Origin of the sequence: Ferrovibrio sp. MS7 (genome assembly GCF_038404985.1) — a bacterium.
Lineage (GTDB): Bacteria > Pseudomonadota > Alphaproteobacteria > Ferrovibrionales > Ferrovibrionaceae > Ferrovibrio > Ferrovibrio plantarum.
In genome coordinates, this window is sequence record NZ_JBBKBA010000002.1 from 589,032 (window position 1) to 611,341 (window position 22,310).

General features: G+C 65.0%; 21 protein-coding genes. 7 read left to right on the forward strand and 14 right to left on the reverse strand.

Annotated elements, in window-relative coordinates:
• Positions 1-142 precede the first annotated feature (142 nt).
• The 6 genes from V6B08_RS16035 to V6B08_RS16060 all read right to left on the reverse strand — a co-directional run bounded on the left by V6B08_RS16035 (position 143) and on the right by V6B08_RS16060 (position 9,663).
• Entirely contained in the window at positions 143-1,483 is a 1,341-nt protein-coding gene (locus V6B08_RS16035) for an AmpG family muropeptide MFS transporter (protein WP_341982677.1), read from the reverse strand.
• Positions 1,484-1,504: 21 nt separating this feature from the next.
• Positions 1,505-5,842 (reverse strand): AAA family ATPase, encoded by a 4,338-nt coding sequence (locus tag V6B08_RS16040; RefSeq protein ID WP_341982679.1) that lies wholly within the window; start codon positions 5,840-5,842, stop codon positions 1,505-1,507.
• A gap of 42 nt (positions 5,843-5,884) precedes the next feature.
• The gene (locus V6B08_RS16045) at positions 5,885-6,652 is read right to left on the reverse strand and encodes a DsbA family protein (protein ID WP_341982681.1); all 768 of its coding nucleotides are present in this window, start codon (positions 6,650-6,652) and stop codon (positions 5,885-5,887) included.
• Between the two features lie 109 nt (positions 6,653-6,761).
• Complete coding sequence (locus V6B08_RS16050; RefSeq protein ID WP_341982683.1) at positions 6,762-7,262, reverse strand: DUF721 domain-containing protein; 501 nt, start codon at positions 7,260-7,262, stop codon at positions 6,762-6,764.
• A 36-nt stretch (positions 7,263-7,298) separates the two neighbouring features.
• A complete protein-coding gene (locus V6B08_RS16055) occupies positions 7,299-7,769 on the reverse strand; it encodes a hypothetical protein (RefSeq protein WP_341982685.1) in 471 nt (156 codons plus the stop codon).
• A gap of 73 nt (positions 7,770-7,842) precedes the next feature.
• A complete protein-coding gene (locus tag V6B08_RS16060) occupies positions 7,843-9,663 on the reverse strand; it encodes an acyl-CoA dehydrogenase (protein ID WP_341982686.1) in 1,821 nt (606 codons plus the stop codon).
• A gap of 134 nt (positions 9,664-9,797) precedes the next feature.
• Here V6B08_RS16060 and purB point away from each other — a divergent pair, with 134 nt between their 5' ends.
• From purB to V6B08_RS16080, 4 genes are all read left to right on the forward strand, one after another.
• The gene (gene purB, locus V6B08_RS16065) at positions 9,798-11,177 is read left to right on the forward strand and encodes an adenylosuccinate lyase (RefSeq protein WP_341982688.1); all 1,380 of its coding nucleotides are present in this window, start codon (positions 9,798-9,800) and stop codon (positions 11,175-11,177) included.
• 108 nt (positions 11,178-11,285) lie between these two features.
• Positions 11,286-12,167 carry a haloalkane dehalogenase gene (locus tag V6B08_RS16070; RefSeq protein WP_341982690.1) on the forward strand — a complete coding sequence of 294 codons (882 nt, stop codon included), beginning with the start codon at positions 11,286-11,288 and terminating at the stop codon, positions 12,165-12,167.
• A 66-nt stretch (positions 12,168-12,233) separates the two neighbouring features.
• The gene (locus tag V6B08_RS16075) at positions 12,234-12,752 is read left to right on the forward strand and encodes a hypothetical protein (RefSeq protein WP_341982692.1); all 519 of its coding nucleotides are present in this window, start codon (positions 12,234-12,236) and stop codon (positions 12,750-12,752) included.
• 31 nt (positions 12,753-12,783) lie between these two features.
• Positions 12,784-13,119, forward strand: coding sequence for a hypothetical protein (locus V6B08_RS16080; RefSeq protein ID WP_341982695.1), 336 nt, complete (start codon positions 12,784-12,786; stop codon positions 13,117-13,119).
• Between the two features lie 73 nt (positions 13,120-13,192).
• Here the strand turns inward: V6B08_RS16080 and V6B08_RS16085 are convergent, their stop codons facing one another.
• Positions 13,193-13,672 carry a VOC family protein gene (locus V6B08_RS16085; RefSeq protein WP_341982697.1) on the reverse strand — a complete coding sequence of 160 codons (480 nt, stop codon included), beginning with the start codon at positions 13,670-13,672 and terminating at the stop codon, positions 13,193-13,195.
• A 95-nt stretch (positions 13,673-13,767) separates the two neighbouring features.
• On the opposite strand from V6B08_RS16085, the gene gcvA reads away from it, so the two are divergent.
• A complete protein-coding gene (gcvA, locus tag V6B08_RS16090) occupies positions 13,768-14,670 on the forward strand; it encodes a transcriptional regulator GcvA (RefSeq protein ID WP_341982699.1) in 903 nt (300 codons plus the stop codon).
• Between the two features lie 3 nt (positions 14,671-14,673).
• Here the strand turns inward: gcvA and V6B08_RS16095 are convergent, their stop codons facing one another.
• A complete protein-coding gene (locus tag V6B08_RS16095; protein WP_341982701.1) occupies positions 14,674-16,476 on the reverse strand; it encodes a monovalent cation:proton antiporter-2 (CPA2) family protein in 1,803 nt (600 codons plus the stop codon).
• Positions 16,477-16,593: 117 nt separating this feature from the next.
• On the opposite strand from V6B08_RS16095, the gene V6B08_RS16100 reads away from it, so the two are divergent.
• Positions 16,594-17,502, forward strand: a complete 909-nt coding sequence (locus V6B08_RS16100; RefSeq protein ID WP_341982703.1) for a 5'-methylthioadenosine/S-adenosylhomocysteine nucleosidase — start codon at positions 16,594-16,596, stop codon at positions 17,500-17,502.
• 13 nt (positions 17,503-17,515) lie between these two features.
• Here the strand turns inward: V6B08_RS16100 and argB are convergent, their stop codons facing one another.
• The 6 genes from argB to rpmH all read right to left on the reverse strand — a co-directional run bounded on the left by argB (position 17,516) and on the right by rpmH (position 21,802).
• Complete coding sequence (argB, locus tag V6B08_RS16105; RefSeq protein WP_341982705.1) at positions 17,516-18,448, reverse strand: acetylglutamate kinase; 933 nt, start codon at positions 18,446-18,448, stop codon at positions 17,516-17,518.
• A 67-nt stretch (positions 18,449-18,515) separates the two neighbouring features.
• The gene (gene yihA, locus V6B08_RS16110) at positions 18,516-19,151 is read right to left on the reverse strand and encodes a ribosome biogenesis GTP-binding protein YihA/YsxC (protein WP_341982707.1); all 636 of its coding nucleotides are present in this window, start codon (positions 19,149-19,151) and stop codon (positions 18,516-18,518) included.
• A 1-nt stretch (position 19,152) separates the two neighbouring features.
• Positions 19,153-20,997: a membrane protein insertase YidC gene (gene yidC, locus V6B08_RS16115; RefSeq protein WP_341982709.1), complete on the reverse strand. Its 1,845-nt coding sequence runs from the start codon at positions 20,995-20,997 to the stop codon at positions 19,153-19,155.
• A complete protein-coding gene (gene yidD / locus V6B08_RS16120) occupies positions 20,990-21,271 on the reverse strand; it encodes a membrane protein insertion efficiency factor YidD (RefSeq protein WP_341982711.1) in 282 nt (93 codons plus the stop codon). Before yidD ends, yidC begins: the two co-directional genes overlap by 8 nt.
• 4 nt (positions 21,272-21,275) lie before the next feature.
• Positions 21,276-21,647, reverse strand: a complete 372-nt coding sequence (gene rnpA, locus V6B08_RS16125; RefSeq protein WP_341982713.1) for a ribonuclease P protein component — start codon at positions 21,645-21,647, stop codon at positions 21,276-21,278.
• 20 nt (positions 21,648-21,667) lie between these two features.
• Positions 21,668-21,802, reverse strand: coding sequence for a 50S ribosomal protein L34 (rpmH, locus tag V6B08_RS16130; RefSeq protein WP_341982715.1), 135 nt, complete (start codon positions 21,800-21,802; stop codon positions 21,668-21,670).
• 209 nt (positions 21,803-22,011) lie between these two features.
• Here rpmH and rpmB point away from each other — a divergent pair, with 209 nt between their 5' ends.
• Complete coding sequence (gene rpmB, locus V6B08_RS16135) at positions 22,012-22,302, forward strand: 50S ribosomal protein L28 (RefSeq protein WP_341982717.1); 291 nt, start codon at positions 22,012-22,014, stop codon at positions 22,300-22,302.
• The last annotated feature ends 8 nt before the right edge of the window (positions 22,303-22,310 follow it).

Sequence of the window (22,310 nt, forward strand, 5' to 3'; positions counted from 1 at the left end):
CGACTATCCCGCCACACTGTTGAGGGACGATGTCAATTTTGTGACATATAGGTGAAAGCGGTCGTCTTGGTAAGATGCGGCCGTCATCAACATAAACTGCACATAAATTCAGCAGATATATTGCCCGATTTCCAGCAGAAAGTTAGCCCAGGCGGGTGGCCGCGCCGCGCCGTGTAAGCCAGGCGAGCAATGCCAGGCCGGGGATGGCCGCCAGGGTGGTGGCGACGAAAAACAGCGGCCAGCCGAGCGAATCGGCCATGTAGCCGGCGAAAGATGACAGCAGCGTGCGCGCAACCGCAGTCAGTGAGGACAGTAGCGCATATTGCGTGGCCGTGTAGGCGACATTGCAAAGCGCGGACAGATAGGCGACGAGCGCCGCCGTGCCCATGCCGCCGGCAAGGTTTTCCACTCCCACGGTCAGCGCCAGGAAAGCGGTATCCGGGCCGCGCAAAGCCAGAACGGCGAACAGCAGGTTGGAGCCCATCTGCAACAGGCCGCAGAACCACAGCGACCGGTAGAGCCCCACTGCCTGCATCAGCCAGCCGCCCAGGAACAGGCCCAGCATGGTGGCGGCGAAGCCATAGAGCTTGCCGATCTCGGCGATGTCCTCGCGGGCGAAGCCAAGCTTGAGATAGAAGCTGGTGGCGAGCGCACCGGCCAGGCTGTCGCCGAGCTTGAACAGCATCACGAACAGCAGCACGGCGACCCAGCCGGGCCGGCTCATGAATTGCGCGAAGGGTCCGGCGACGCTGACATAGAGCCATGCCGCAAGACGGGCTGGCGCACCGCGCAGATTGGGCCGCTGTTCCAGCCAGGTGGCGACCTCGCGGAAGCGGCGCTCGGCATCCTCGCGCGGACGGGAGGCCGGTTCGCCAACAAGCAAGACCGTGAGGGTACCGAGCAGCAGCAGGCAGGCCAGCCCGAGGTAAACGACGGGCCAGGAGAAGTAGGCGCTGGCATAAAGCGCGCCGGCCGACGAGACCAGCATGCCGACGCGGTAGCCGAACACTATTGTTGCGGCACCGGCGGCAAGCTGCCGCTCCTCCAGGATCTCGACACGCCAGGCATCGATCACGATATCCTGCGTCGCGGAGGCGAAGGCCACACCGATAGCGCAAAGCGCGGTGATATGCAGCGCCGTGGCCGGATCGGTGCTGGCCAGACCGGCGATGGCGGCGATCAGCAGAATCTGCGCGAAGATCAACCAGCCGCGTCGGCGGCCCAACGTGGCGGTAAGCCAGGGCAATTCCAGGCGATCGATCAGCGGCGCCCAGAGGAATTTCAGTGTGTAGGGCGTGCCGACGGCGGCGAACAGGCCGATGGCTTTGAGCGAGGTGCCGCTATCGGTGAGCCAGGCCTGCAAGGTCTGCCCGGTCAGCGCCAGCGGCAGGCCGGACGCAAAGCCGAGCACCAGGATCGCCAGCACCCGGCGGTCGCGATAGACCGCGAAGGCCAAGAGCCAGTCGCGGATCGCCTGGTTCATGCCACCCGCATCATGGCTGGATCAAGCCGTCTGACGCATCGCCTCGGCGCCGGCCAGATCGACCGAGACCAGGGTGGAGACGCCGCGCTCGGCCATGGTGACGCCGAACAGGCGGTCCATGCGCGCCATGGTGATCGGGTGGTGCGTCACCACCACGAAGCGGGTGCCCTCGGCGAGTTCGGCGGTTTCCTTCGCCATCGCTTCCATCAGATTGCAGAGCCGCTCCACGTTGGCATCGTCCAGTGGCGCGTCGACCTCGTCGAGCACGCAGATCGGCGCCGGGTTGGTGAGGAACACGGCGAACAGCAGGCTCAGCGCGGTCAGCGCCTGCTCGCCGCCCGAAAGCAGCGACATCACCTGCAAACGCTTGCCCGGCGGCGACGCCATGATCTCGAGACCGGCCTGCAGCGGATCGTCGCTTTCGACGAGCTGCAGATAGGCCTTGCCGCCGCCAAATACCTGCACGAACAGCTTCTGGAAATGCGCGTCCACCTTCTTGAAGGCTTCGAGCAGGCGCTCGCGGCCTTCCTTGTTCAAGGAGGCGATGGCTTGGCGCAGCTTCTCGATGGCGGCGACCAAATCGTTCTGCTCGCCCTGCAAGGTGTTCAGCTTCTCCTCGACCTCCTGCGCCTCAAGCTCGGCGCGGAGATTGACCGGACCCATATTGTCGCGTTCCTTGCGCAGCCGTTCGAGCCGGTTCTCGACCTGCGGCAGTGCCGGGAATTCCTCGCCATCCTCGACTTCGCCGGCCTTCAGCACGTCTTCCGGCGCGCATTCCAGCACTTCGCGAATGCGGATCGCCAGTTCATCCAGGCTCTGGCGCTGGTGGTCCAGTTCGGACTCGGCGCGCACGCGGCTTTCACGGCCCTGGCCGAGAAGCTGTTCCAGTTCGCGCGCGGTCTTGGCCGCCAGCGCCTGCGCCGCTTCGGCATTGGCGAGATGATCGGCCATTTCCTGGCGTGCGGCTTCCGCCTTGGCCAGTTCGTCCAGCAGGCCGCTACGCTTGGCTTCGATGCCGGCAGGGATTTCGTTGAGGCGCTGCAGCTCAGTGGCGGCTTCCTCGCGACGCTTCAGCAACTGCTCAAGCTGGCGGCCGGCATCGGCGGCGCGGTTCTCGGCAGCCTGACGCTCGGCGGCAATCGCTTCCAGGCGGTTGGCGCGGGCAACGGCATCGCGGCGAAGCTGCTCCAGGGCGGCGCGGGCTTCGGCCAGCTTCTGGCGCAGCGTATCGACTTCCTGGCGCAGCGCGCCAATCGCTTCGCGCGCCAGTTCCTCCGCCGGCAGGGCCGCCAGGGCTTCGCCAAAGGCCAGCCAGGCGGCTTCGCCTTCGGTGATCTCCTGGCCCAGTTCGGCGATCTGGGTGCCGAGCGAGGCCAGCTTCGACTGGCGCTCGGCCTCGCGGCGCACCACTTCCGCCTGGCGCACGCGCGCGGCTTCCAGTTCGCGGTCGGCCCGCGCGATATCCTGGCTGGCGATCTCGCGCGCTGACTGGCGTTCGCGTTCGGCCTGAGCCAATGCCTGCGTCGCCCGCTGGCGGGCTTCGTTGCGCTCACGCTCCACAGCACCGAGCGCCGACTGGGCGCGGTCTCGGGCTTCGTTGCGCTCCCGCTCGGCGCTGGCGATCAGGCCCTGGCCCTGCTCACGCGCCCCTGCCCGCTCGCGCTCGGCCTGCTGCACGCCCTGCTCCGCCACTTGGCGGGCTTCCTGGCGCGCACGCTCGGCCAGCACCACCACCTGCTCGGCGGCCTTGCGGGCATCGAGGCGGTCGCGCTCGGCCTGGGCCAGCACCTGACCGGCACGCTCGCGTGCCTCGCTGCGCTGGCGCTCGACTTCCGTCACCGCCTTGCCGGCTTCCTGGCGCGCGGCATCGCGACCGGCCTCGGCCTGGGCCACACCGGCGCGGGCTTCGCGCTCGGCCTGCACGCCGGCCTCGGTGGCCTGGCGCGCTTCGGCATAGGCAGCCTGGGCATCGGCAAGCTTGGTTTCCAGTTCGCGCAGTTCCTCCCGCAGATCGGCGAGGCGGTTGCGCTGTTCCAGCTTGATCGAGGCAGCGGTGGGCGCACCGGCCTTAACGGTGAAGCCATCCCAGCGCCACAGCGCACCGGACTTCGACACCAGCCGCTGGCCCTGGCGCAGTTGGCCGCGCAGACGCAAACCGTCCGCATCCTCGACTATGCCGATCTGGCCCAGGCGGCGGGCAAGCGCCGCCGGCGCCGTCACCTGGCTGGCCAGCGACTGCACGCCTTCCGGCAGAGCCGGCGCATCGGAGAGCGGCGGCAACGCTTCCCAATGCATCGGCGCGCCGCTGTCGATGGCGGAATTCAATTCATCGCCGAGCGCGGCACCCAGCGCCTTCTCATAACCCGGCGCCACCGTCACCTGATCGATGACCGGCGCGAACATGTTGTTGTCGTCGGCCTTGAGCAGACGCGCCAGACCAGCCTCTTCCGCCTTCAAGCGGGTAAGCTCGCCCTGTACGCCCTGCCAGGCATCGCGCGCCGCCTGTTCGGCGGCGGCAAGGCCCTGGCGCTCGGCTTCCGCCGCTTCCAAAGCTGCGCGGGCAGCGGCGATCAACTGCGCCTGTTCGGCCTCGGCGGCAGCAACCACGCCGCGGGCCGCTTCCAGCTTCTCGGCATATTCGGCATCAACGGCAGCAACACCGGCACGGGCCGCCTCGATGCGGCTGGCATGGTCGGTCTCGACGCTGGCAATGCCGGCACGAGCCGCCTCGATCTTCGCCGCCTGCTCGGCTTCCACCTGGTTCAGCGCGGCACGGGCGGCTTCCACCTTGGTCGCCTGCTCGGCCTCGATGGCACTGAGCGCGGCGCGGGCGGCATCCAGCTTGCCGGCATGTTCGGCTTCAATGGCTTCCAGGGTGGCACGGGCGGCATCGATGCGGCCGGTGAAATCGCTCTCCACATTTTCCAATGCGGCACGGGCGGCTTCCACAAGCTGCGCCTGCTGCTGCTCGGCAAGATCGAGCGCGGCGCGCGCGGCCTCGACAGCGGCCAGCTTGGCCTCGATCTCGGCACCCGCTTCATCGGCGGCGGCCTGGGCAGTGACATCGCCTTCAAGCCGCGCATGTTCTTCGGTGAGTTCGGCAACTCGGCTGCGCAGCCGCTCCAGCCGGCGCTCGGATTCCTGGATCGCCTGGGTCAGGCGGGTGCGCTCGGCATGTTCGGCGGCGGCGCGCTCGGTGGCGGCATCCAGTTCCTGCTGGCGGGCCACCACCTGATCCTGCGCGGTCTGCGCGGCTTCGGCGGCTTCAGTCTCCAGCGCCGGGGCGGCTTCGGCCTGCTGGCTGAGCAGTGCGGCCTCTTCCGACAGGCGCTGCAACAAAGCGGCGGCATCCTGGCTCAGATTCTGTTCGCGGCCAGCGTCAGAGTCGATCTGCGCCAGACGCTGCTCGACCTGCGCCGCTGCCTCGCGGGCGCGGGCTTCCTCGGCATCCAGACCGTCGCGGGCCACGGCCAGGCGATGCAGACGGGCGCCGGCCTCGGCTTCGGCCTGGCGCAGCGGCGGCAGCGCTTCGGCGGCGATGCGCTCGGCGCCATGGGCTTCGGAAACCTGCAGCGTGCGGTCGGCAACCTCGCGCTCGGCTTCATGCAAAGCCGCCTCGGCCTGGGCCAGGGCTTCCTGCAAAGCCTGATGGCGCAGATGGAACAGGATCGCCTCGGTGCGGCGGATCTGGCCGGCGATGTTGCGGTAGCGGCTGGCCTGACGCGCCTGGCGCTTCAAGCCCTGCAATTGCTGATCGAGCTGGCCGATGACATCGACGACACGCTCAAGATTGGTTTCCGCCGCCTTGAGGCGCAGTTCGGCCTCATGCCGGCGCGAATGCAGGCCGGAAATGCCGGCCGCCTCTTCCAGCAGCATGCGACGGTCGGTCGGCTTGGCATTGATGATGGCACCAACGCGGCCCTGGCTGACCATGGCCGGCGAATTGGCGCCCGATGCCAGATCGGCGAAAAACAACTGAACATCGCGGGCGCGCACATCCTGGCCGTTGATGCGGTAATCCGAACCGCGCTCGCGCTCGATGCGGCGGACGATCTCCAGGTTCTCATGCTCGTTGAAGGCGGCAGGCGCGGTGCGGGTCTTGTTGTCCAGCACCAGCGACACTTCGGCGACATTCCGCGCCGGCCGCGTGGCCGTGCCGGCGAAGATCATGTCGTCCATCCCTGAGCCGCGCATGCGCTTGGCCGAGTTTTCGCCCATCACCCAGCGCAACGCCTCGACCAGGTTCGACTTGCCGCAGCCATTCGGCCCGACAACGCCCGTGAGGCCCGGATGGATGACGAATTCGGTCGGCTCCACGAAGGACTTGAAGCCGGAAAGGCGCAACTTGGTGAACTGCACAGGCTTTCCCTTTCGAAAACCGCCCTGAACTTGAAGCCTGCTTCAGCGTTTGCGGAGCAGGAAGATCACAATGCCGCCGACCACCAGCACCACGATGCCGATGGCGATATAGGTCTTGCTATTGCCGCCGAACCAGTTGCCGGCGCTTGCCGCCTGCGACGCATTGCTGCCACCGGCGGGGGCGTTGGCAGCCAGGCCGTCGATCAGCTTGCGCAGCTCATCGATGCTCGGCACGCCAGCCAGCGTCTTGCCGTTGACGATCAGCGTCGGCGTCGAATTGACGTTGAACTTCTGATTGCCTTCTAGGCGGGAATTCAGGATGTAGTCGTTGACCGCCTGATCATTGAAGCAATTCTCCACCTGCTCGGTGGACATGCCGCCGAGGCGGGCGATCTGGGCCAGCGCGGCGCGCGGATCGGCCGCCGTGGCCCAGGCGCGCTGCTGGCTGAACATCACTTCCAGGAAGCTGTAGTAGCGTTCCGGCCCGGCGCAGCGCGCGACGGCGGCACCGGCCAGCGCGAGCTGGTCCAGCGGGAAGTCGCGGAAGATCAGCTTCACCTTGCCGGTATCGATGTATTCGGTCTTCAGCACCGGCAGAACGCTGGCGTGGAAATTGGCGCAATGCGGGCAGGTCAGCGAGGCATACTCGATGAGGGTGACTGGCGCATCGGCCTTGCCGAGCACCATGTCCTGCAGCCGCGGATCGGTGGATTGCGCACGCGCCACACCGCTCACAGTCACAAGGCCACCCAGGCCCACAAGCCCGGCGGCGAAAAACAGAATGGCGGCAAGACGCTGTATATAGTTCATGAAGAGGCTCCCACCCCCAATATCCAGGGGGTATTTTATGGATTTCAACGACGGGCCTTCAACCCAACTCGTTTCTTATCCACAGGAATCTGGCACCAATAAGGCGCAGCTAGCCTTGCTTCAGAAGAGATCGGCCAAGAGTCTCAAGTGCTTGGCGGAGGTTTTTATCCTCGATTGCGGAGAGCAGTTCGGACAGCCTGGCAGCCTCCTCCGGCCCGAGTCGGCGCGGAACGCGACTCGGACGCGCCTGGCTCGGCTTGGGCCGAATCGGCATCTGCTTGAGTTTCAGTCCGGCGACAACCTGATACCCGAAATAGCTGTTGATGCGCTCCACCACCAGCGGCGCCAGATGCTGCAATTCCAGCGCCTGGGCGCCGTTCACACCGACTTCCAGCGTCGCGCCATGGCCATCGCGCGCGCCGTAGAGCAGGCGTTCCGGCTGCGTGTCAGGACTGAGCAACGGCCCGACGATTTCCGGCCAGCGCGACAGGATGTCGCCGAACACCGCGCCGCGCTGCTTCACCAGCGGTTTGGTCAGCCGCCCAAGCGCGACATTGAGGCCGCGCGGCGCGTTGAAACGCTGAAAGGGTTTTTCCGGCTTGTCGGCCATGGGTTGAGCATAGCCGTTGCCACTGAAGCGGAACAGCTATGCCGGGCGGAATTTACGCACCGCCTGCAGGCCAAGCGCGAGGAAAATCAGCAACACGATGCCTTGGGTGATAGCGAAAGGCGGTTCGGCCTTTTCCGCCGCCTGGCGCAACGCCGGGGTTTTCATGAATATCTGCACGATCAGCACGAAGACGATGAAATACAGGCTGGCGACCGCACCGCCGGCATAAACCCAGCGCCAGGCGCCGAGCAGCCGGAAGCGATAGCGCGCGGACCAGGTCGGCAGCAGCACCAGCAGGGCAATCACTGCCGTGATATGGGACGGCAGTATCTCCGTGACGGGAAACAGGAAGCCGCTGGCCGAGGTGAGAAATGCCGTCAGCAGGAACAGCTTCACCATTGCCGGGCGATCATCTTTGCGCAGCAGGTCCAGCAGCACCGCCAGGCCGGCGGCAAGCGCAGCGAAGCTGATCAGCGAGTGAACGATGGTGGGGACAATGACATACATGGCGTGGGGCACCTTTGCTGACGGATGCCGCCACTCTGCCGCTTCCCAAGCGGCTACGCCATCATATCTTGGTTTAGACGAACCACTCGGGACGCATTTCCAGCGTCGCCGGCTCCAGCCGCGCCAGCAACGGCAGCCAGTAATCCAGCTTGCCCAGTTCATAGGCGTAGAAGTAGCGCGCCGTCGCCAGCTTGCCCTGGTAGAAATCCGCTTCCGTGCCACTCTGGCCGGCGGCCAGCGCCTGGGCGGCGACCCGCGCCTGACGCAGCCACATCCAGGCGACAACGACATGACCCATCATGTCGAGATACAGGGTCGCATTGGCGAGATAGAGCGCGATGCGGCCATCTTTCGCCGCCGGCTGCATCGCCTGGGTGGTCTCCGCCACGCGGGCCAGGGCGGTTTCCAGCGCAGCCGCCAGGCCGGCGGTTTCCGCCACAGCTTTAGCCAAGGCGCAATCGGCCTGGATGGTTTCGAACAGCAGCTTGAAGCCGGCACCGCCCTGCATCGTCACCTTGCGGCCCAGCAGGTCCATGCCCTGCACGCCGTGGGTGCCTTCATGGATCGGGTTGAGGCGGTTGTCGCGGTAATACTGCTCCACCGGATAATCACGGGTATAGCCATAGCCGCCGAGTACCTGGATGGCATGCTTGTTGGCCTCGAGGCAGAATTCGCTGGGCCAGGATTTCACCATTGGCGTGAGCATATCCAGCAGCAGCGACACGCGCTGCTTTTCCGCCGCATCCTTTGCCGCATGCTGCAGATCGACCAGATACGCGGCATAGAGGCAGAGCGCCAGCGCGCCTTCTGTCGCTGCCTTCTGTGCCAGCAGCAGGCGGCGGATATCGGCATGCTGGATGATCGGCAGCGGCGGCGAGGCCGGGTCCTTGTTGTCCGGCGCGCGGCCCTGCAGGCGCTGGCGCGCGTAATCCAGGCTGTAGCGGTAGCCGGCGATGCCGAGCGAAGTGGCGCCGAGGCCGACACCGATGCGCGCCTCGTTCATCATCATGAACATGTAGTCGAGGCCGCGATGCGGCTCGCCGACCAGATAGCCGATGCAGGCGCCATTCTCACCGAAGGACAGCAACGTGTTGGTGGTGCCGCGATAGCCCATCTTGTGATTCAGCCCGGCAAGCTGCACGTCATTGCGCTGGCCGATCGAGCCATCCTCATGCACATGACGCTTGGGCACGATGAACAGCGAGATGCCGCGCACGCCGGCCGGCGCGCCCTCGATCTTGGCCAGCACCAGATGCACGATGTTTTCCGCCAGTTCATGCTCGCCGCCGGAAATCCACATCTTGCTGCCGCTGATCGAATAGCTGCCATCGGGCTGCGGCACGGCGCGGGTGCGGATATCGGCGAGGCCGGAACCGGCCTGCGGCTCGGACAGGCACATGGTGCCGAAGAAACGGCCCTCGGTCATCGGCTTGAGATAGCGCCGCTTCTGCTCATCGTTGCCGAAGGCACCGATCAGGTTGGAAGCGCCGATGGTGAGGAAGGCATAGGCGATGGTGCCGATATTGGCGGCGTTGAAACAGGCGAAGCAGCCCTGCATCACGCTCCAGGGCAATTGCTGGCCGCCCTCGTCATAGCCGCGATGCGCCGCCATGAAGCCGGCAGCGATGAACTGATCCAAAGCCGCGCGCACTTCCGGGATGATATGCACGGTCGCGCCATCGAAATGCGGCTCGTTCAGGTCGTTCTTGCGGTTATGGGTCTGGAAATGCGCCGCCGCGATGCTCTGGGCGGTATCCAGCGCGGCGCCGAGCGTCTCGCGGTCATGGTCGGCGAAATAGGGCCGCTCGGCCAGGGCGGCCACATCCAGCACCTCGAAAAGCTGAAAATCCAGGTCGCGGCGGTCGATGGTCGGAACAGTATTCTCAGCAGCCATGGCGGCACCTCCCCGGAAGTTGCCCGGACGCTGCCCTAATCGCACGGAAGCGTCAATCCGCCCGTTCCGATGCGTTGAATTGGCCGGCCCGGGGGAGTAAAACCGCCTCGCTTCCCGCCGCAGACGAGGCCCGCATGATTCCCCGCTATACCCGCCCTGAAATGGCTGCCATCTGGGAGCCGGAAATGAAGTTCCGGCTGTGGTTCGAGATCGAGGCCCATGCCTGCGATGCCCAGGCCAAACTGGGCGTGATCCCGAAATCCGCCGCCAAGGAGGTGTGGAAGAAGGGCAAGTGGGAGATCGCGCGGATCGACGCCATCGAGCGCGAGACCAAGCATGACGTGATCGCCTTCCTCACCAACCTGGCGGAATATGTCGGCCCGGCGGCGCGCTTCGTGCACCAGGGCATGACCTCGTCGGACGTGCTGGATACCTGCTTCAACCTGCAGCTTGTGAAGGCCGCCGACCTGCTGCTGGCCGGCTGCGACCGGGTGCTGAAGGCACTGGAAGAGCGCGCCTTCGAATACAAGCTGCTGCCCACCATCGGCCGCAGCCACGGCATCCATGCCGAGCCGGTGACCTTCGGCCTGAAGCTGGCCGGCTACCATGCCGAATTCCAGCGTGCCCGCCGCCGCCTGGAACTGGCGCGCGAGGAAGTGGCCACCTGCGCGATTTCCGGCGCTGTCGGCACCTTCGCCAATATCGACCCGCGCGTGGAAGAGCATGTCGCCAAGCAGCTTGGCCTGAAGCCGGAGCCGGTGAGCACCCAGGTGATCCCGCGCGACCGCCATGCCGCCTATTTCGCGCATCTCGCCGTGGTCGCGTCCTCCATCGAGCGGCTGGCGACCGAGATCCGTCACCTGCAGCGCAGCGAGGTGATGGAAGCCGAGGAATATTTCTCGCCCGGCCAGAAGGGCTCCTCGGCGATGCCGCACAAGCGCAACCCGGTGCTGACCGAGAATCTCACCGGCCTGGCGCGCTTGGTGCGTTCGGCCGTGATTCCGGCACTGGAGAATGTGGCTTTGTGGCATGAGCGCGACATCAGCCACTCTTCCGTCGAGCGCGGCATCGGGCCCGACGCCACCATCCATCTCGATTTCGCGCTGCATCGCCTGGCTGGCGTGATCGAGAAGCTTGTGGTCTATCCCGAAAACATGATGAAGAACCTGGACCGCTTCGGCGGCCTGGTGCATTCGCAGCGTATCCTGCTGGCGCTGACCCAGGCCGGGCTGTCGCGTGAGGACAGCTACCGCCTGGTGCAGAAGCACGCCATGACCATCTGGCGCCAGGGCGGCGACTTTCTCAAGCTGCTGCAAAGCGAGCCGGAAGTGACCGCCAAGCTGAAGCCGAAGCAGCTCGCCGAGCTGTTCGACCTCGGCTACCACCTCAAGCATGTGGATACCATCTTCCGCCGCGTCTTCGGCCCCAAGGCGATGGCCGCCCATGCCAAGGCGGTGCGCGCCAAGCCGGGCAAGGCGCGCCCCAAGGTGAAGAAGAAGAGCAAGAAGAAATAAGGCTGCCGTAACGGCAGCAAGCAAATTTGGCACCCGGGCCGGCCATTGACTTGGCCGCCCGGAGGTTCAGTCTTTCTCCCATAAAGATAAACAAGGGAGAGAGACGCCATGATCGAAGCCTTGCGCACGCCGGACGAGCGGTTCGAGAACCTGCCCGGCTATGCCTTCAAGTCGCATTACCTCGATCAGGCCAATGGCCTGCGCATGCATTACCTGGACGAAGGCAAGCATGGCGGCAAGACCTTCCTCTGCCTGCATGGCCAGCCGACCTGGAGCTATCTCTACCGCCGCATGATCGGGCCGCTGGTGGCGGCCGGCCACCGGGTGGTGGCGCCGGACCTGTTCGGCTTCGGCAAATCCGACAAGCCGCGCGAAGATGCGGTCTATACCTTCGATTTCCACCGTGACAGCCTGATCGCGCTGATCCGGGCGCTGAACCTGCAGAACGTGGTGCTGGTCTGCCAGGATTGGGGCGGGCTGCTTGGCCTCACCATTCCGATGAAGATGCCGGAACGCTTCAGCGGCCTGTTCGTGATGAACACGGCGCTGGCGACCGGCGACCGGCCGCTGACGCAAGGCTTCCTCGACTGGCGCGCCTGGAACAACAAGAATCCGGACATGGCGATTGGCAAGCTGATCGCGCGCGGCTGCCCGCACCTGACGCCGGCGGAAACCGCCGCCTATGACGCGCCCTATCCCGATCTGCACTACAAGGGCGGCGTGCGCCGCTTCCCCAACCTGGTGCCAGACAATCCGCAGGCACCGGGCACCGAGCATTCGCGCCGCGCGCTGGAATTCTGGAAAAACGACTGGCAGGGCAAGAGCGTGATGGTGATCGGCATGGCCGATCCGGTGCTGGGCGCCCCGGTGATGCAGGGCCTGCACAAGGTGATCCGCAACTGCCCGCCGCCCATTGAAGTGCCCGATGGCGGCCATTTTGTGCAGGAATGGTCGGAGCAATTCCTGGAGCGGGCGCTGGCCCACCTATAAGAAAAACATAGATCGGCGGAACAATACCTCCTATAAGAGGCGAATTAGCCCTTATAGGAGGTATTTATGCATAATATTCCCGTATTCAGGGCGAATATCCGACATCGCCTTCGGGTGCCCTTCCTCGCCCTCTTGGCCCTGCTGTTTCTCGGCGGCTGCCAGGCCCAGCTCGCCCCGGCCTATGACCAGAGCATCGTGCAGGCGCTCGGCACCGCCAACACCAATGGCATGGCGCTGTTCGACCAGGTGGCACAGAACCCGAGCAATCCGCAGGGCTATGCCGCGGCACAGACCAACTACACGGCACTGATCGCGCTGCTGGAAGCCACCAAGGTGCAGATCGACAGCCGCCCGATGCCCTCGACGCCCAGCGGCACCAACCTGCTCGGCAAGGCGATCAGCGACATCCAGGCAATGCCGGCACCGAGCTCCGGCGTGGTGGCCTTGCTGGCACAGACGATCTCGACCATGCGCAGCACCCACGCCACCCGCGCGCTCAGCCTGATCGAGGTGCAGGCCTTCAAGGGCCAGTATGTCATCTCGATGCAGCAGGCCCTGATCTACGAAAAGGCGCTGGCGCGCTGATAGCCGCTGGCTGATCATTGGAGGACGCAACATGCCCGCAATCGATGTGAATGCCCTCGTCGGCCAGCTCACCGGCGCCGTGAACACCGCCATCGGCCAGGATGTGACCCAGGTGCAAGGTTTCGCGCAGGCGCAGATGCAGGCCCTGGCGCAGCAAGGCGCCCTGGTGGCCTCCGGCATCGCCTCGGGCCAGATCGGGCCGGACCTTGAGCCCTTCTTCCTCGACAGCCTCAAGACCATGGCGCGCAATCTGGTCAACGTGCTGAAAGGCTTGGCCGCAGTGATGCTGGAAAAAGCCTGGAACGCCCTGGTTGGCGCGCTGTGGAGCGCCATAGGCGGCGCCATCGGCAGGGTATTGCCAGCCTAGAAAAAAAATGCAGCCGCTGGCACGGGAGCCAACGGCTGCATCTGGAGAACAGCTTATGGGGCTGCTGTAGAACTTACTTGGCGAAGATCATCTCGTCATGGGCGAAGGCCTTGAACTCCAGCGCGTTGCCCGAGGGATCGAGGAAGAACATGGTGTATTGCTCGCCGACTTCGCCCTCGAAGCGCACATAAGGCTCGATCACGAACTTGGTGCCGACGGCAGTCATCTTCTCGGCCAGCGCCTTCCATTCCGGAATGGTCAGCACCACGCCGAAATGCTTCACCGGCACGGCATGGTCATCGACATCGCTGGTCTTGGCATGGCCGCATTCTTCCGGCGCCAGATGCGCCACGATCTGATGGCCGAAGAGATCGAAATCGACCCAGTTATCGGCCGAGCGGCCTTCCGGGCAGCCGAGCAGCTCACCATAGAAGCGGCGCGCTTCGGCAATATCATGCACCGGGAAGGCAAGATGGAAGGGGCGGATCGGGCGGCCGCCATTCGGCAGCGTGCTGGCGCCGGCTGGCTTCTGGGTCGGGGTCAGTGCGTTCATGGGGCGGCTCCTGGCAATCGCTGGGCTTGAGGATTGTTATGGCAGCGATCTTAGCCGCTGGCGCCGCCGCGACAATCGATTTAAACTCCGGTGTTATGAGTTTTTCTCATAGTGAAGCCCTCCCCTCGCTGAACGCCCTGCGCGCCTTCGCCGCCGCTGGGCGGCATTTGAGCTTCACCCGCGCCGCCCAGGAACTGCATGTCACCCAGGGCGCGGTGAGCCGGCTGGTGAAGCAGCTGGAGGCCGATCTCGGCGTGCAGCTTTTCCAGCGCGGCCCACGCGGCCTGGAACTGACCGCGATGGGCGCGGCCTACCTGCCGGCGCTGACCGATGCCTTCGACCGTCTGACTGCTGCCACCCGCCTGGTGGCGCGCGCTGGACGGCCGGCCAACCGCCTCACCATTACCACGCTGCCAACCTTCGCCATGCGCTGGTTCATGCCACGCCTGGCGGAATTCCAGCGCCTCCACCCGGAAATCGCCGTGGACGTGACCAGCGCCGACCGCCGCATCGACTTCGCCCGCGAGGCCATCGATGTCGGGCTGCAATACGGCGCCGGCGACTGGCCCGATGAACTGGAAGCCACCTTCCTGTTTCCCGAAACCGTGATCCTGGTCGGCGCCCCCGCGCTGCTGAAAAGCCGCCCGGTGAAACGGCCCGAGGATATCCGCCGCCATGCCTTGCTGACCCATTCGACCCGGCCCGAGGCCTGGGCGGAATGGTTCGGCCAGGCCGGTCTGAAACAGCCGATGGCACAGCAGGGCCCGGCCTTCGAACATTTCTTCATGTCGATCGAAGCGGCGGTGAACGGGCTTGGCCTCGCCCTGGTGCCGGATTTCTTCGTGGCGACGGAGTTACGCGACGGCCGCCTGGTGGAGCCACTGCCCAGTCAGCGCGTGCGCCGACCTGGCGGCTATTACCTGCTGCACCTGAAAGGCCGCACCCGCGAACCGGCGATCGGCGCCTTCCGCGACTGGCTGCTCAGCCTGCCCAGCTAACGTTCAATGCTTGCCGGGATCTCCGCGCCCGATATTGCCATACATCAGCTCGCGTGCCGCATCTCCCATGTCGCCGCCGGCAATCTCGACATTCAGCCGCTCCAGATCGCGCCGCCGTATATCGGCCAGGACATCGTTGATCGCGCTTTCCTCGACCTGCAACACCGTCAGCGCCTGCTGCCCCATGGCCAGTGCGGATTCAAAAGTCTCGCGGATCTGGTAATCCACGCCGGCTTCGATCAGCTCCTTGGCATGCTCGCGGTCGAAGGCGCGCGCCAGCACCGGCACCAGCGGAAATTCCGCCTTCACCATCTTCACAATCTTCAGGCTGGCCTCGCGGTCGTTCAGCGCCACGACCACCAGCCGCGCGCGGTCGGCACCGGCGGCGCGCAGGATATCCAACCGGCCACCATCGCCGTAATAGATCTTGAAGCCGAACTGCCGGGCATCGCGGATCGAATCCGTATCCGTGTCGATGATCGAGATCGAGCATTGGTTGGCTAGCAGCGGCTGGCTGACGATCTGGCCGAAACGGCCGAAGCCGATCAGCAGCACGCTGGCCTCCAGGCCCTCCGCCATCTCGACACCATCCATGGAGGCATCATCGGCGGCCGGCATCAGGCGGTCATGCAGAATAGTCATCACTGGCGTCAGCACCATCGAGATGATGATGATGGCGGTGAGCATGGCATTGGCTTCGGCGTTGATAATGCCGACGCTGGCGGCGGTGGCGTAGAGCACGAAGGCGAATTCGCCGCCTTGCGCCATCAGCACGGCACGTTCCACCGCTTCGCGATGCTTGGCGCGGAACAGCCGGGCTATGATGTAGATGCCGATGGTCTTCAGCACCATGTAGGCCGCCACCGCGATGATGATCAGGCGCCAGTTATTCGCCACCGTGGCGAGATCCAGCGCCATGCCGACGCCAAGGAAGAACAGCCCGAGCAGCACGCCACGGAAGGGTTCGATATCGGCTTCGAGCTGGTGCCGGAAGGAGGATTCGGAAAGCAGCACGCCGGCCAGGAAAGCGCCCATCGCCATGGACAGCCCGGCGGCCTGCATCGCCAATGCCGCACCCAGCACCACCAGCAATGCCGCCGCCGTCATCACCTCACGCGCCCGCGTCTTGGCCAGCAGGCGGAACATCGGATCGAGCAGCCAGCGCCCGGCGGCGATCAGACCGACGATGGCGGCAAGCCCGACGGCGATGCCGGCCAGGCGATCCATCAGGCTCATGCTGCCGCCGCCCGGCGCCAGGAAGGCAACCAGCGCCAGCAGCGGCACGATGGCAAGGTCTTCCAGCAGCAGGATGGCGATGATGCGCCTGCCCTTGGGCAGGCCCATGGATTTGCGCTCTTCCAGCATCTGCATGACGATGGCGGTGGAGGTAAGCACGAAGCCGGTGCCGGCGACGAAGCTCTGCGCCACCGGATAGCCGAGCGCCAGGCCGACGCAGATCAGCAGGCCGATGCAGGCGCCAACCTGGGCCAGGCCAAGGCCGAAAATCTCGCCGCGCATCGCCCACAGCCGGGAGGGCTGCATTTCCAGGCCGATGATGAACAGGAACATGACAACACCGAGTTCGGCGACATGCAGGATCGCCTGCGGATCGGAAAACAGCCCTGCACCATAGGGGCCGATGGCAAGCCCGGCGGCGAGATAGCCGAGCACCGAGCCAAGCCCGAGCCGCCGGAACAGCGGCACCGCCACCACGGCCGCCGCCAGCAGGATCACCACCGGCAGCAGATCGAAGCCGCCATGATGCGCGGCAGCCTCGGCGGCGCGGGCGGTGGTGTCAGCAGCCATTTCCATTCCTTTCCTGCAACAGGCCAGCACTATGCCGCGTCACGCCGGCAATCGCCAGAACCGCCTGCCCCGATACCGCAACTTACGCTATGATCGATTCAAACATCGGAGCCTCCCATGCGCCCTCTGCTGCTTGCCCTGCTGCTGATTTTCACCTTCCCGCTACAGGCTGCCGAGCGGCTGGACCCGCTGCCGCGCATTGCGGTGATCTCCGCCTTCGCGCCGGAATGGGTGAAACTGAAAGCCGCCGCCAATGACGCGAAAAGCCATGACGTGAACGGCATCGAATTCGTCACCGCGACACTGTCAGGCCGCAAGGTGGTGCTCTTCCTGAGTGGCATTTCCATGGTCAATGCCACCATGGCGACGCAGATCGCGCTCGACCGTTTCGACATCACCGGCATCGTGTTCAGCGGCATTGCCGGCGGCGTCGATCCGGCGCTTCATATCGGCGATGTGGTGGTGGCGGAACAATGGGCACAATATCTGGAAGCCACCTTCGCGCGCGATTTGGGCGGCGGCAAATACGCGCTGCCGCCGTGGAAAAAACCCGAACAGCCGAATTACGGCATGATCTTTCCAAGCAGCGTGGAAGTGCGCCGCGCCGGGCTGAAACAGCCGGAAGAGAAATTCTGGTTCGCTGCCGATGCCGGTATGCTGGCGGCGGCGCGCAGGCTGCATGATGTGCCGCTGGCACATTGCACGACGGCGAATGTCTGCTTGGAGCAAAAACCGCGCCTGCTGGTTGGCGGCAACGGCGTCTCGGGCCAGGCCTTTGTCGATAATGCCGATTTCCGCCGCTATGTGTTCGCCAGCTTCAAGGCGCAGGTGCTGGACATGGAAAGTGCTGCGGTGGCGATGGTGGCCTATGCCAACGGCGTGCCGTTCATCGCCTTCCGCAGCCTGTCCGATCTGGCGGGCGGTGAATCAGGCGCCAACGAGATGGCAACCTTCATGGCGCTGGCTTCCGACAATTCCGCCAGCGTGGTGCAGCGCTTCTTAAGCCTCTGGCAGCCGCCGCGCTAGAAGCCGCGCGCCGCTAGTCCTTGCGCGGCTGCACCGCCGGACGTTCCAGCATGGTGCCGACGCCATGCGCGGTGAACAGCTCCAGCAGCAGCACATGCGGGATGCGGCCATCCAGGATATGCGCCGCGCCAACGCCGCCGCGCACCGCATCCAGGCAGGTTTCCAGCTTCGGGATCATGCCGCCGGAAATCGTGCCGTCGCCCATCAGCATCAGCGCGTCTTTCGGCGTCAGCTTCGGGATCAGGTGCTTTTCCTTGTTCAGCACGCCCGGCACATCGGTAAGCATCAGCAACTTGGCGGCGCCGACGGCGGAGGCAATGGCGCCAGCAGCCGTATCGGCGTTGATGTTGTAAGTCTCGCCATTCTCGCCGACGCCAATCGGCGCCACCACCGGGATGATGTCGGAATTCTGCAGCGTGCGCAGGATATCCGGGTTCACCCGCACCGGCTCGCCGACAAAGCCGAGATCGAGCAGCTTCTCGATATTGGAGCCGGGATCGCGCACGCTACGGCGCAGTTTGCGCGCCTCGATCAGCCGGCCATCCTTGCCCGAGATGCCGATGCCGATGCCGCCCACCGTGTTGATCGCAGTGGCAACCTGCTTGTTGATCGAGCCGGCCAGCACCATCTCGACGATCTCGACGGTGGCCTGGTCGGTGACGCGCAGGCCATCGATGAATTCGCTCTTGATCTTGAGCCGCTCCAGCATGGCGCCGATCTGCGGCCCGCCGCCATGCACCACGATGGGATTGATGCCGACCTGCTTGATCAGCACCACGTCGCGGGCGAATTCCAGCGCCAGATGCTCGTCGCCCATGGCATGGCCGCCATACTTGATCACCATGGTCTGGCCATGGAAACGGCGCATATAGGGCAGCGCCTCGGAAAGTACCTTGGCGGTATCCTGCAGATGCGCTTCCAGGGGCTTCGGGCCGGCGGTTTTCATGGGCGTTTCCGTGTCAGGCTTTCAGTCTCGAGCTCAGTCGCGGAATTTTATAAAGGGTAACGGAGCCTTAGGCCAGCGCCGCCAGTTCGGCGCGCAACTCGGGAATGCCGGTGCCATTCTCGCTGGACGTGAACAGCACATCGGGATGCGCCGCTACCCGGCGGGCCACCTTGGCCTTGGTTTCCGCCAGTCTTGCTGCCGCTTCCGCCGGCTTCACCTTGTCCGCCTTGGTCAGCACCACCTGGTAGACCACCGCCGAGAGATCGAAGATTTCCATGATCTCGAAATCGCTGTCCTTGAGGCCATGGCGGCCATCCACCAGCAACAGCACGCGGCGCAGGTTGGGCCGGCCTTTGAGGAAATCGATGGCCAGCCCGGTCCATTCCGCGGCCACCTGCTTGCCGGCCTGGGAATAGCCATAGCCCGGCAGGTCGACCAGCATCAGCTTAGTCCCCAGCGCGAAGAAATTGAGCTGCTGTGTGCGGCCCGGCGTGTTCGACACGCGGGCCAGGGTCTTGCGGCCGGTCAGCGCGTTGACCAAGCTGGACTTGCCGACATTGGAGCGCCCGGCGAAGGCGATTTCCGGCACACCGGGGCCGGGCAGCATCTCCGCGCGCTGCGCCCCGGCGACAAAATCGCAAGGGCCGGCGAATAGCAGCCGGCCCTTCTCGATCTGTGCCGCGGTATACGGCGTTTGTGTCATCTTATTTCTTCGCGGCTTCCGGATCGGCGCCGCCGCCGATCTTCACACCCATGCGCCGCATGATGATGATCTGCTGCACGATGCTGAGCAGGTTGTTCCACGACCAGTAGATCACCAGGCCGGAAGCGAACGAGCCGAGCATGAAGGTGAAGACCACCGGCATGAGGGCGAAGATCTTCTGCTGCACCGGATCCGGCGGCTGCGGGTTGAGGCGCATCTGCAGCCACATGGTGACACCCATGATGATCGGCCAGATGCCGAGCGACAGGATATGCAGCAGGCCGCCAACCGCGAAGATCGCCGGAATATCATAAGGCAGCAGGCCGAACAGATTGATCCAGGACGTCGGGTCCGGCGCCGAAAGATCGTGGATCCAGCCATAGAACGGCGCATGGCGCATTTCGATGGTGATGTAGAGCACCTTGTAGAGCGCGAAGAAGACCGGGATCTGCAGCAGGATCGGCAAGCAGCCGGCGGCCGGATTGACCTTCTCCTTCTTGTACAGCTCCATCAGCTCCTTCTGCATCGCCTCGCGATTCTCGCCATGGCGCTCGCGCAGGCGCTGCATTTCCGGCTGCAGCTTCTTCATCGCGCTCATCGCCACGTAGGACTTGTAGGCGAGCGGGAAGAACAGCAGCTTCACGACCACGGTGAGGATCAGCATGGCGATGCCGATATTGCCGACCGCGCCATAGAGCCAGTGGATGCCGAAGAACATCGGCTTGGTGAGATACGGGAACCAGCCCCAGTCGATGGCCAGGTCGAAGCGCGGAATCTGGTGGCGCTCCTCGTAGCGGTTGATCAGTTCGGTCTGCTTGGCGCCGACGAACAGCAGGCTGGAGGAAGCAGCCTTGCCGCCGGCCGGCACGGTGACACCGCCGCCGAGCCAATCGACCTGGAAACGCTCGGCCGGCGCCGCACCGGCATGGGTGAAGCGCGCCTTCACATTCTGCTCCACGCCCGGCACCAGGGCGGCGAGCCAATACTTGTCGGTGAAGCCAACCCAGCCGCCGACGGAATCAAATTCCGAAGTCTTGTCCTTGGCGAGATCGCCATAGGGCACTTCCTTCAGCGTGCCCTTCTCGTCCGCCTTGGGACGGAACACGCCGAGCGGGCCTTCATAGAGGATGTAGAGGCCATCGGTCTTGGGCAGGCCATGGCGCGACAGCAGCGCATAGGGGAACAGCGTCAGCGGCTTGCCGGCGCTGTTCTCGACGCCCTGCACGACGTTGAACATAAAATTGTCGTCAAGCGAAATGGCGCGGGTGAACACCACGCCCTCGCCGTTGTCCCAGCGCAGGTTCAGCGTCTCGCCTGGCTTCAGCACCTCGCGGTCGGCGGTCCAGCGGGTCTGGCCGCCGGGCAGTTTGGTGGTGTCGCCTGGTGCTGCGGTCCAGCCGAACTCGGCGTAATAGGCATGCGGCGAACCGGCTGGCGAGAGCAGCGTGATCGCCGGGCTGTCCGGCGCCAGCGTCTCCTTGTAATCCGGCAGGATCACATCATCGATGCGGCCACCGACCAGATTGATCGAACCGCGCAGCCGCTTGCCGTCGATGGTGACGCGCGGGGTCTGGTTCACCACCGCTTCGCGGGCAGCACCCGGCACCACCGGCGCACCCGGTACGCTCGGCATTGCTGAAAGGCCCGGCGCCTGCCCCGGCACCTGACCCGCAGCGGTCGGCGCGCTGGAGCCATCAGGCGTCGTCACCTGCGTGGTGGCGGCCTTCTGTGCCGCCTGCTCGGCGCGCATGCGCTCCTGGCGCGGCGCATCCACGAAAAACTGGAAACCCAGCATGATCGCGAGCGACAGCGCGATGGCGATGATGAGGTTCTTCTGATCAGACATGCTTTTGACTATCCGCCTTGTTGGCCGGCGCCTCCACGGGAGGCACCGGATCGAAACCGCTGGCACCGAACGGCTGGCAGCGCGCCAGGCGCCGCACGGTGAGATAGGAGCCGCGCACGGCACCATGGCGCTCCAGCGCCTCGAGTGCATAGCACGAGCAGGTCGGCTGGAAGCGGCAGTTATGCCCCACCCAGGGGGAGAGAAACAACCGGTAGGCCTGGATCGGCAGAGCCACCAGGCGGGCCGCCACGGAATATGACGGTTCGGCGCTCATTGCATTACGCCGCACGCCACAGTTTCAGCCGCTTCAGCGCCGCTTCGAGATCCCGGCGCAGATCGCCATAGGCGCGTTCCGGCGTCGCCTGGCGCGCCACCAGCACATAATCATGGCCGGGCTGGGCATGGGCCTGCAGCAGCTCGCGCGCCAGCGCCTTCAGGCGGCGGCGGGCACGGTTGCGCAACACCGCGTTGCCAACCTTGCGCGACGCGGTGAATCCGATGCGAATACCTTGGAATTCCGGGGGGCCTGGAAGATCCACGGCAGGCGCGGCCTGCAGCAACAGGCCGGGCTGGGCCGAGCGCCGTTCGGCGCCCTGCACCCTTAGGTAATCCGCCCGGCGGCGGAGCCGTTCGAGGCCACCCGTCGCCATGAGCGTTCGGTCCTAAAGGATCAGGCCGACAGCTTCTTGCGGCCAGCGGCGCGGCGCGAAGCCACTACCTTGCGGCCACCCACGGTGGCCATGCGGGCGCGGAAACCATGGCGGCGCTTGCGCACCAGCTTGCTGGGTTGATAAGTCCGTTTCACAACCGCTCTCCGTCGAAAAGCGTAAAAAGGGCCCCAACGGGGGCCCGGTCAAAAGGGTGCCGCTGTATACGGGCTTGGGCTCCCGGAGTCAACGATATAACCAAGATCGGCTTTTCAGGCCTGAATCTGGTTGACGGGCGGCCCCAGCCCCCCTATAACCCGGCCCGATTTTGGATTTGTTGGGCAATTTTGCCAGAAAGAGGTCTGTCATGGCTCGTCGCTGCGAAGTGACCGGCAAGGGTGTTCAGTTCGGCCACAATGTGAGCCACGCGAACAACAAGACGCTGCGTCGTTTTATGCCGAATCTGCATGCTGTTACGCTGATTTCGGAAGCCCTTGGCCGCAATGTGAAGCTGCGCCTCTCGGCGCAGGGCCTGCGCTCCGTGGAGCATAATGGCGGCCTCGACAACTGGCTGGTCAAGACCACCGACTCGAAGCTGTCGGATGACGCCAAGAAGCTGAAGCGCCAGGTGAAGAAGGCGCTGGCCAAGGCCGCCTAAGGCCGCAG

Bases quoted from the DNA above. Each gene is read 5' to 3' on its own strand.
- purB (WP_341982688.1), top strand. From the start codon at position 9,798: ATGATTCCCCGCTATACCCGCCCTGAAATGGCTGCCATCTGGGAGCCG.
- V6B08_RS16055 (WP_341982685.1), bottom strand. From the start codon at position 7,769: ATGTATGTCATTGTCCCCACCATCGTTCACTCGCTGATCAGCTTCGCT.
- V6B08_RS16075 (WP_341982692.1), top strand. From the start codon at position 12,234: ATGCATAATATTCCCGTATTCAGGGCGAATATCCGACATCGCCTTCGG.
- gcvA (WP_341982699.1), top strand. From the start codon at position 13,768: ATGAGTTTTTCTCATAGTGAAGCCCTCCCCTCGCTGAACGCCCTGCGC.
- V6B08_RS16035 (WP_341982677.1), bottom strand. From the start codon at position 1,483: ATGAACCAGGCGATCCGCGACTGGCTCTTGGCCTTCGCGGTCTATCGC.
- V6B08_RS16100 (WP_341982703.1), top strand. From the start codon at position 16,594: ATGCGCCCTCTGCTGCTTGCCCTGCTGCTGATTTTCACCTTCCCGCTA.
- yidD (WP_341982711.1), bottom strand. From the start codon at position 21,271: ATGAGCGCCGAACCGTCATATTCCGTGGCGGCCCGCCTGGTGGCTCTG.
- V6B08_RS16050 (WP_341982683.1), bottom strand. From the start codon at position 7,262: ATGGCCGACAAGCCGGAAAAACCCTTTCAGCGTTTCAACGCGCCGCGC.
- V6B08_RS16095 (WP_341982701.1), bottom strand. From the start codon at position 16,476: ATGGCTGCTGACACCACCGCCCGCGCCGCCGAGGCTGCCGCGCATCAT.
- V6B08_RS16085 (WP_341982697.1), bottom strand. From the start codon at position 13,672: ATGAACGCACTGACCCCGACCCAGAAGCCAGCCGGCGCCAGCACGCTG.
- V6B08_RS16045 (WP_341982681.1), bottom strand. From the start codon at position 6,652: ATGAACTATATACAGCGTCTTGCCGCCATTCTGTTTTTCGCCGCCGGG.
- V6B08_RS16080 (WP_341982695.1), top strand. From the start codon at position 12,784: ATGCCCGCAATCGATGTGAATGCCCTCGTCGGCCAGCTCACCGGCGCC.
- rpmB (WP_341982717.1), top strand. From the start codon at position 22,012: ATGGCTCGTCGCTGCGAAGTGACCGGCAAGGGTGTTCAGTTCGGCCAC.
- yidC (WP_341982709.1), bottom strand. From the start codon at position 20,997: ATGTCTGATCAGAAGAACCTCATCATCGCCATCGCGCTGTCGCTCGCG.
- V6B08_RS16060 (WP_341982686.1), bottom strand. From the start codon at position 9,663: ATGGCTGCTGAGAATACTGTTCCGACCATCGACCGCCGCGACCTGGAT.
- rnpA (WP_341982713.1), bottom strand. From the start codon at position 21,647: ATGGCGACGGGTGGCCTCGAACGGCTCCGCCGCCGGGCGGATTACCTA.
- yihA (WP_341982707.1), bottom strand. From the start codon at position 19,151: ATGACACAAACGCCGTATACCGCGGCACAGATCGAGAAGGGCCGGCTG.
- argB (WP_341982705.1), bottom strand. From the start codon at position 18,448: ATGAAAACCGCCGGCCCGAAGCCCCTGGAAGCGCATCTGCAGGATACC.
- V6B08_RS16070 (WP_341982690.1), top strand. From the start codon at position 11,286: ATGATCGAAGCCTTGCGCACGCCGGACGAGCGGTTCGAGAACCTGCCC.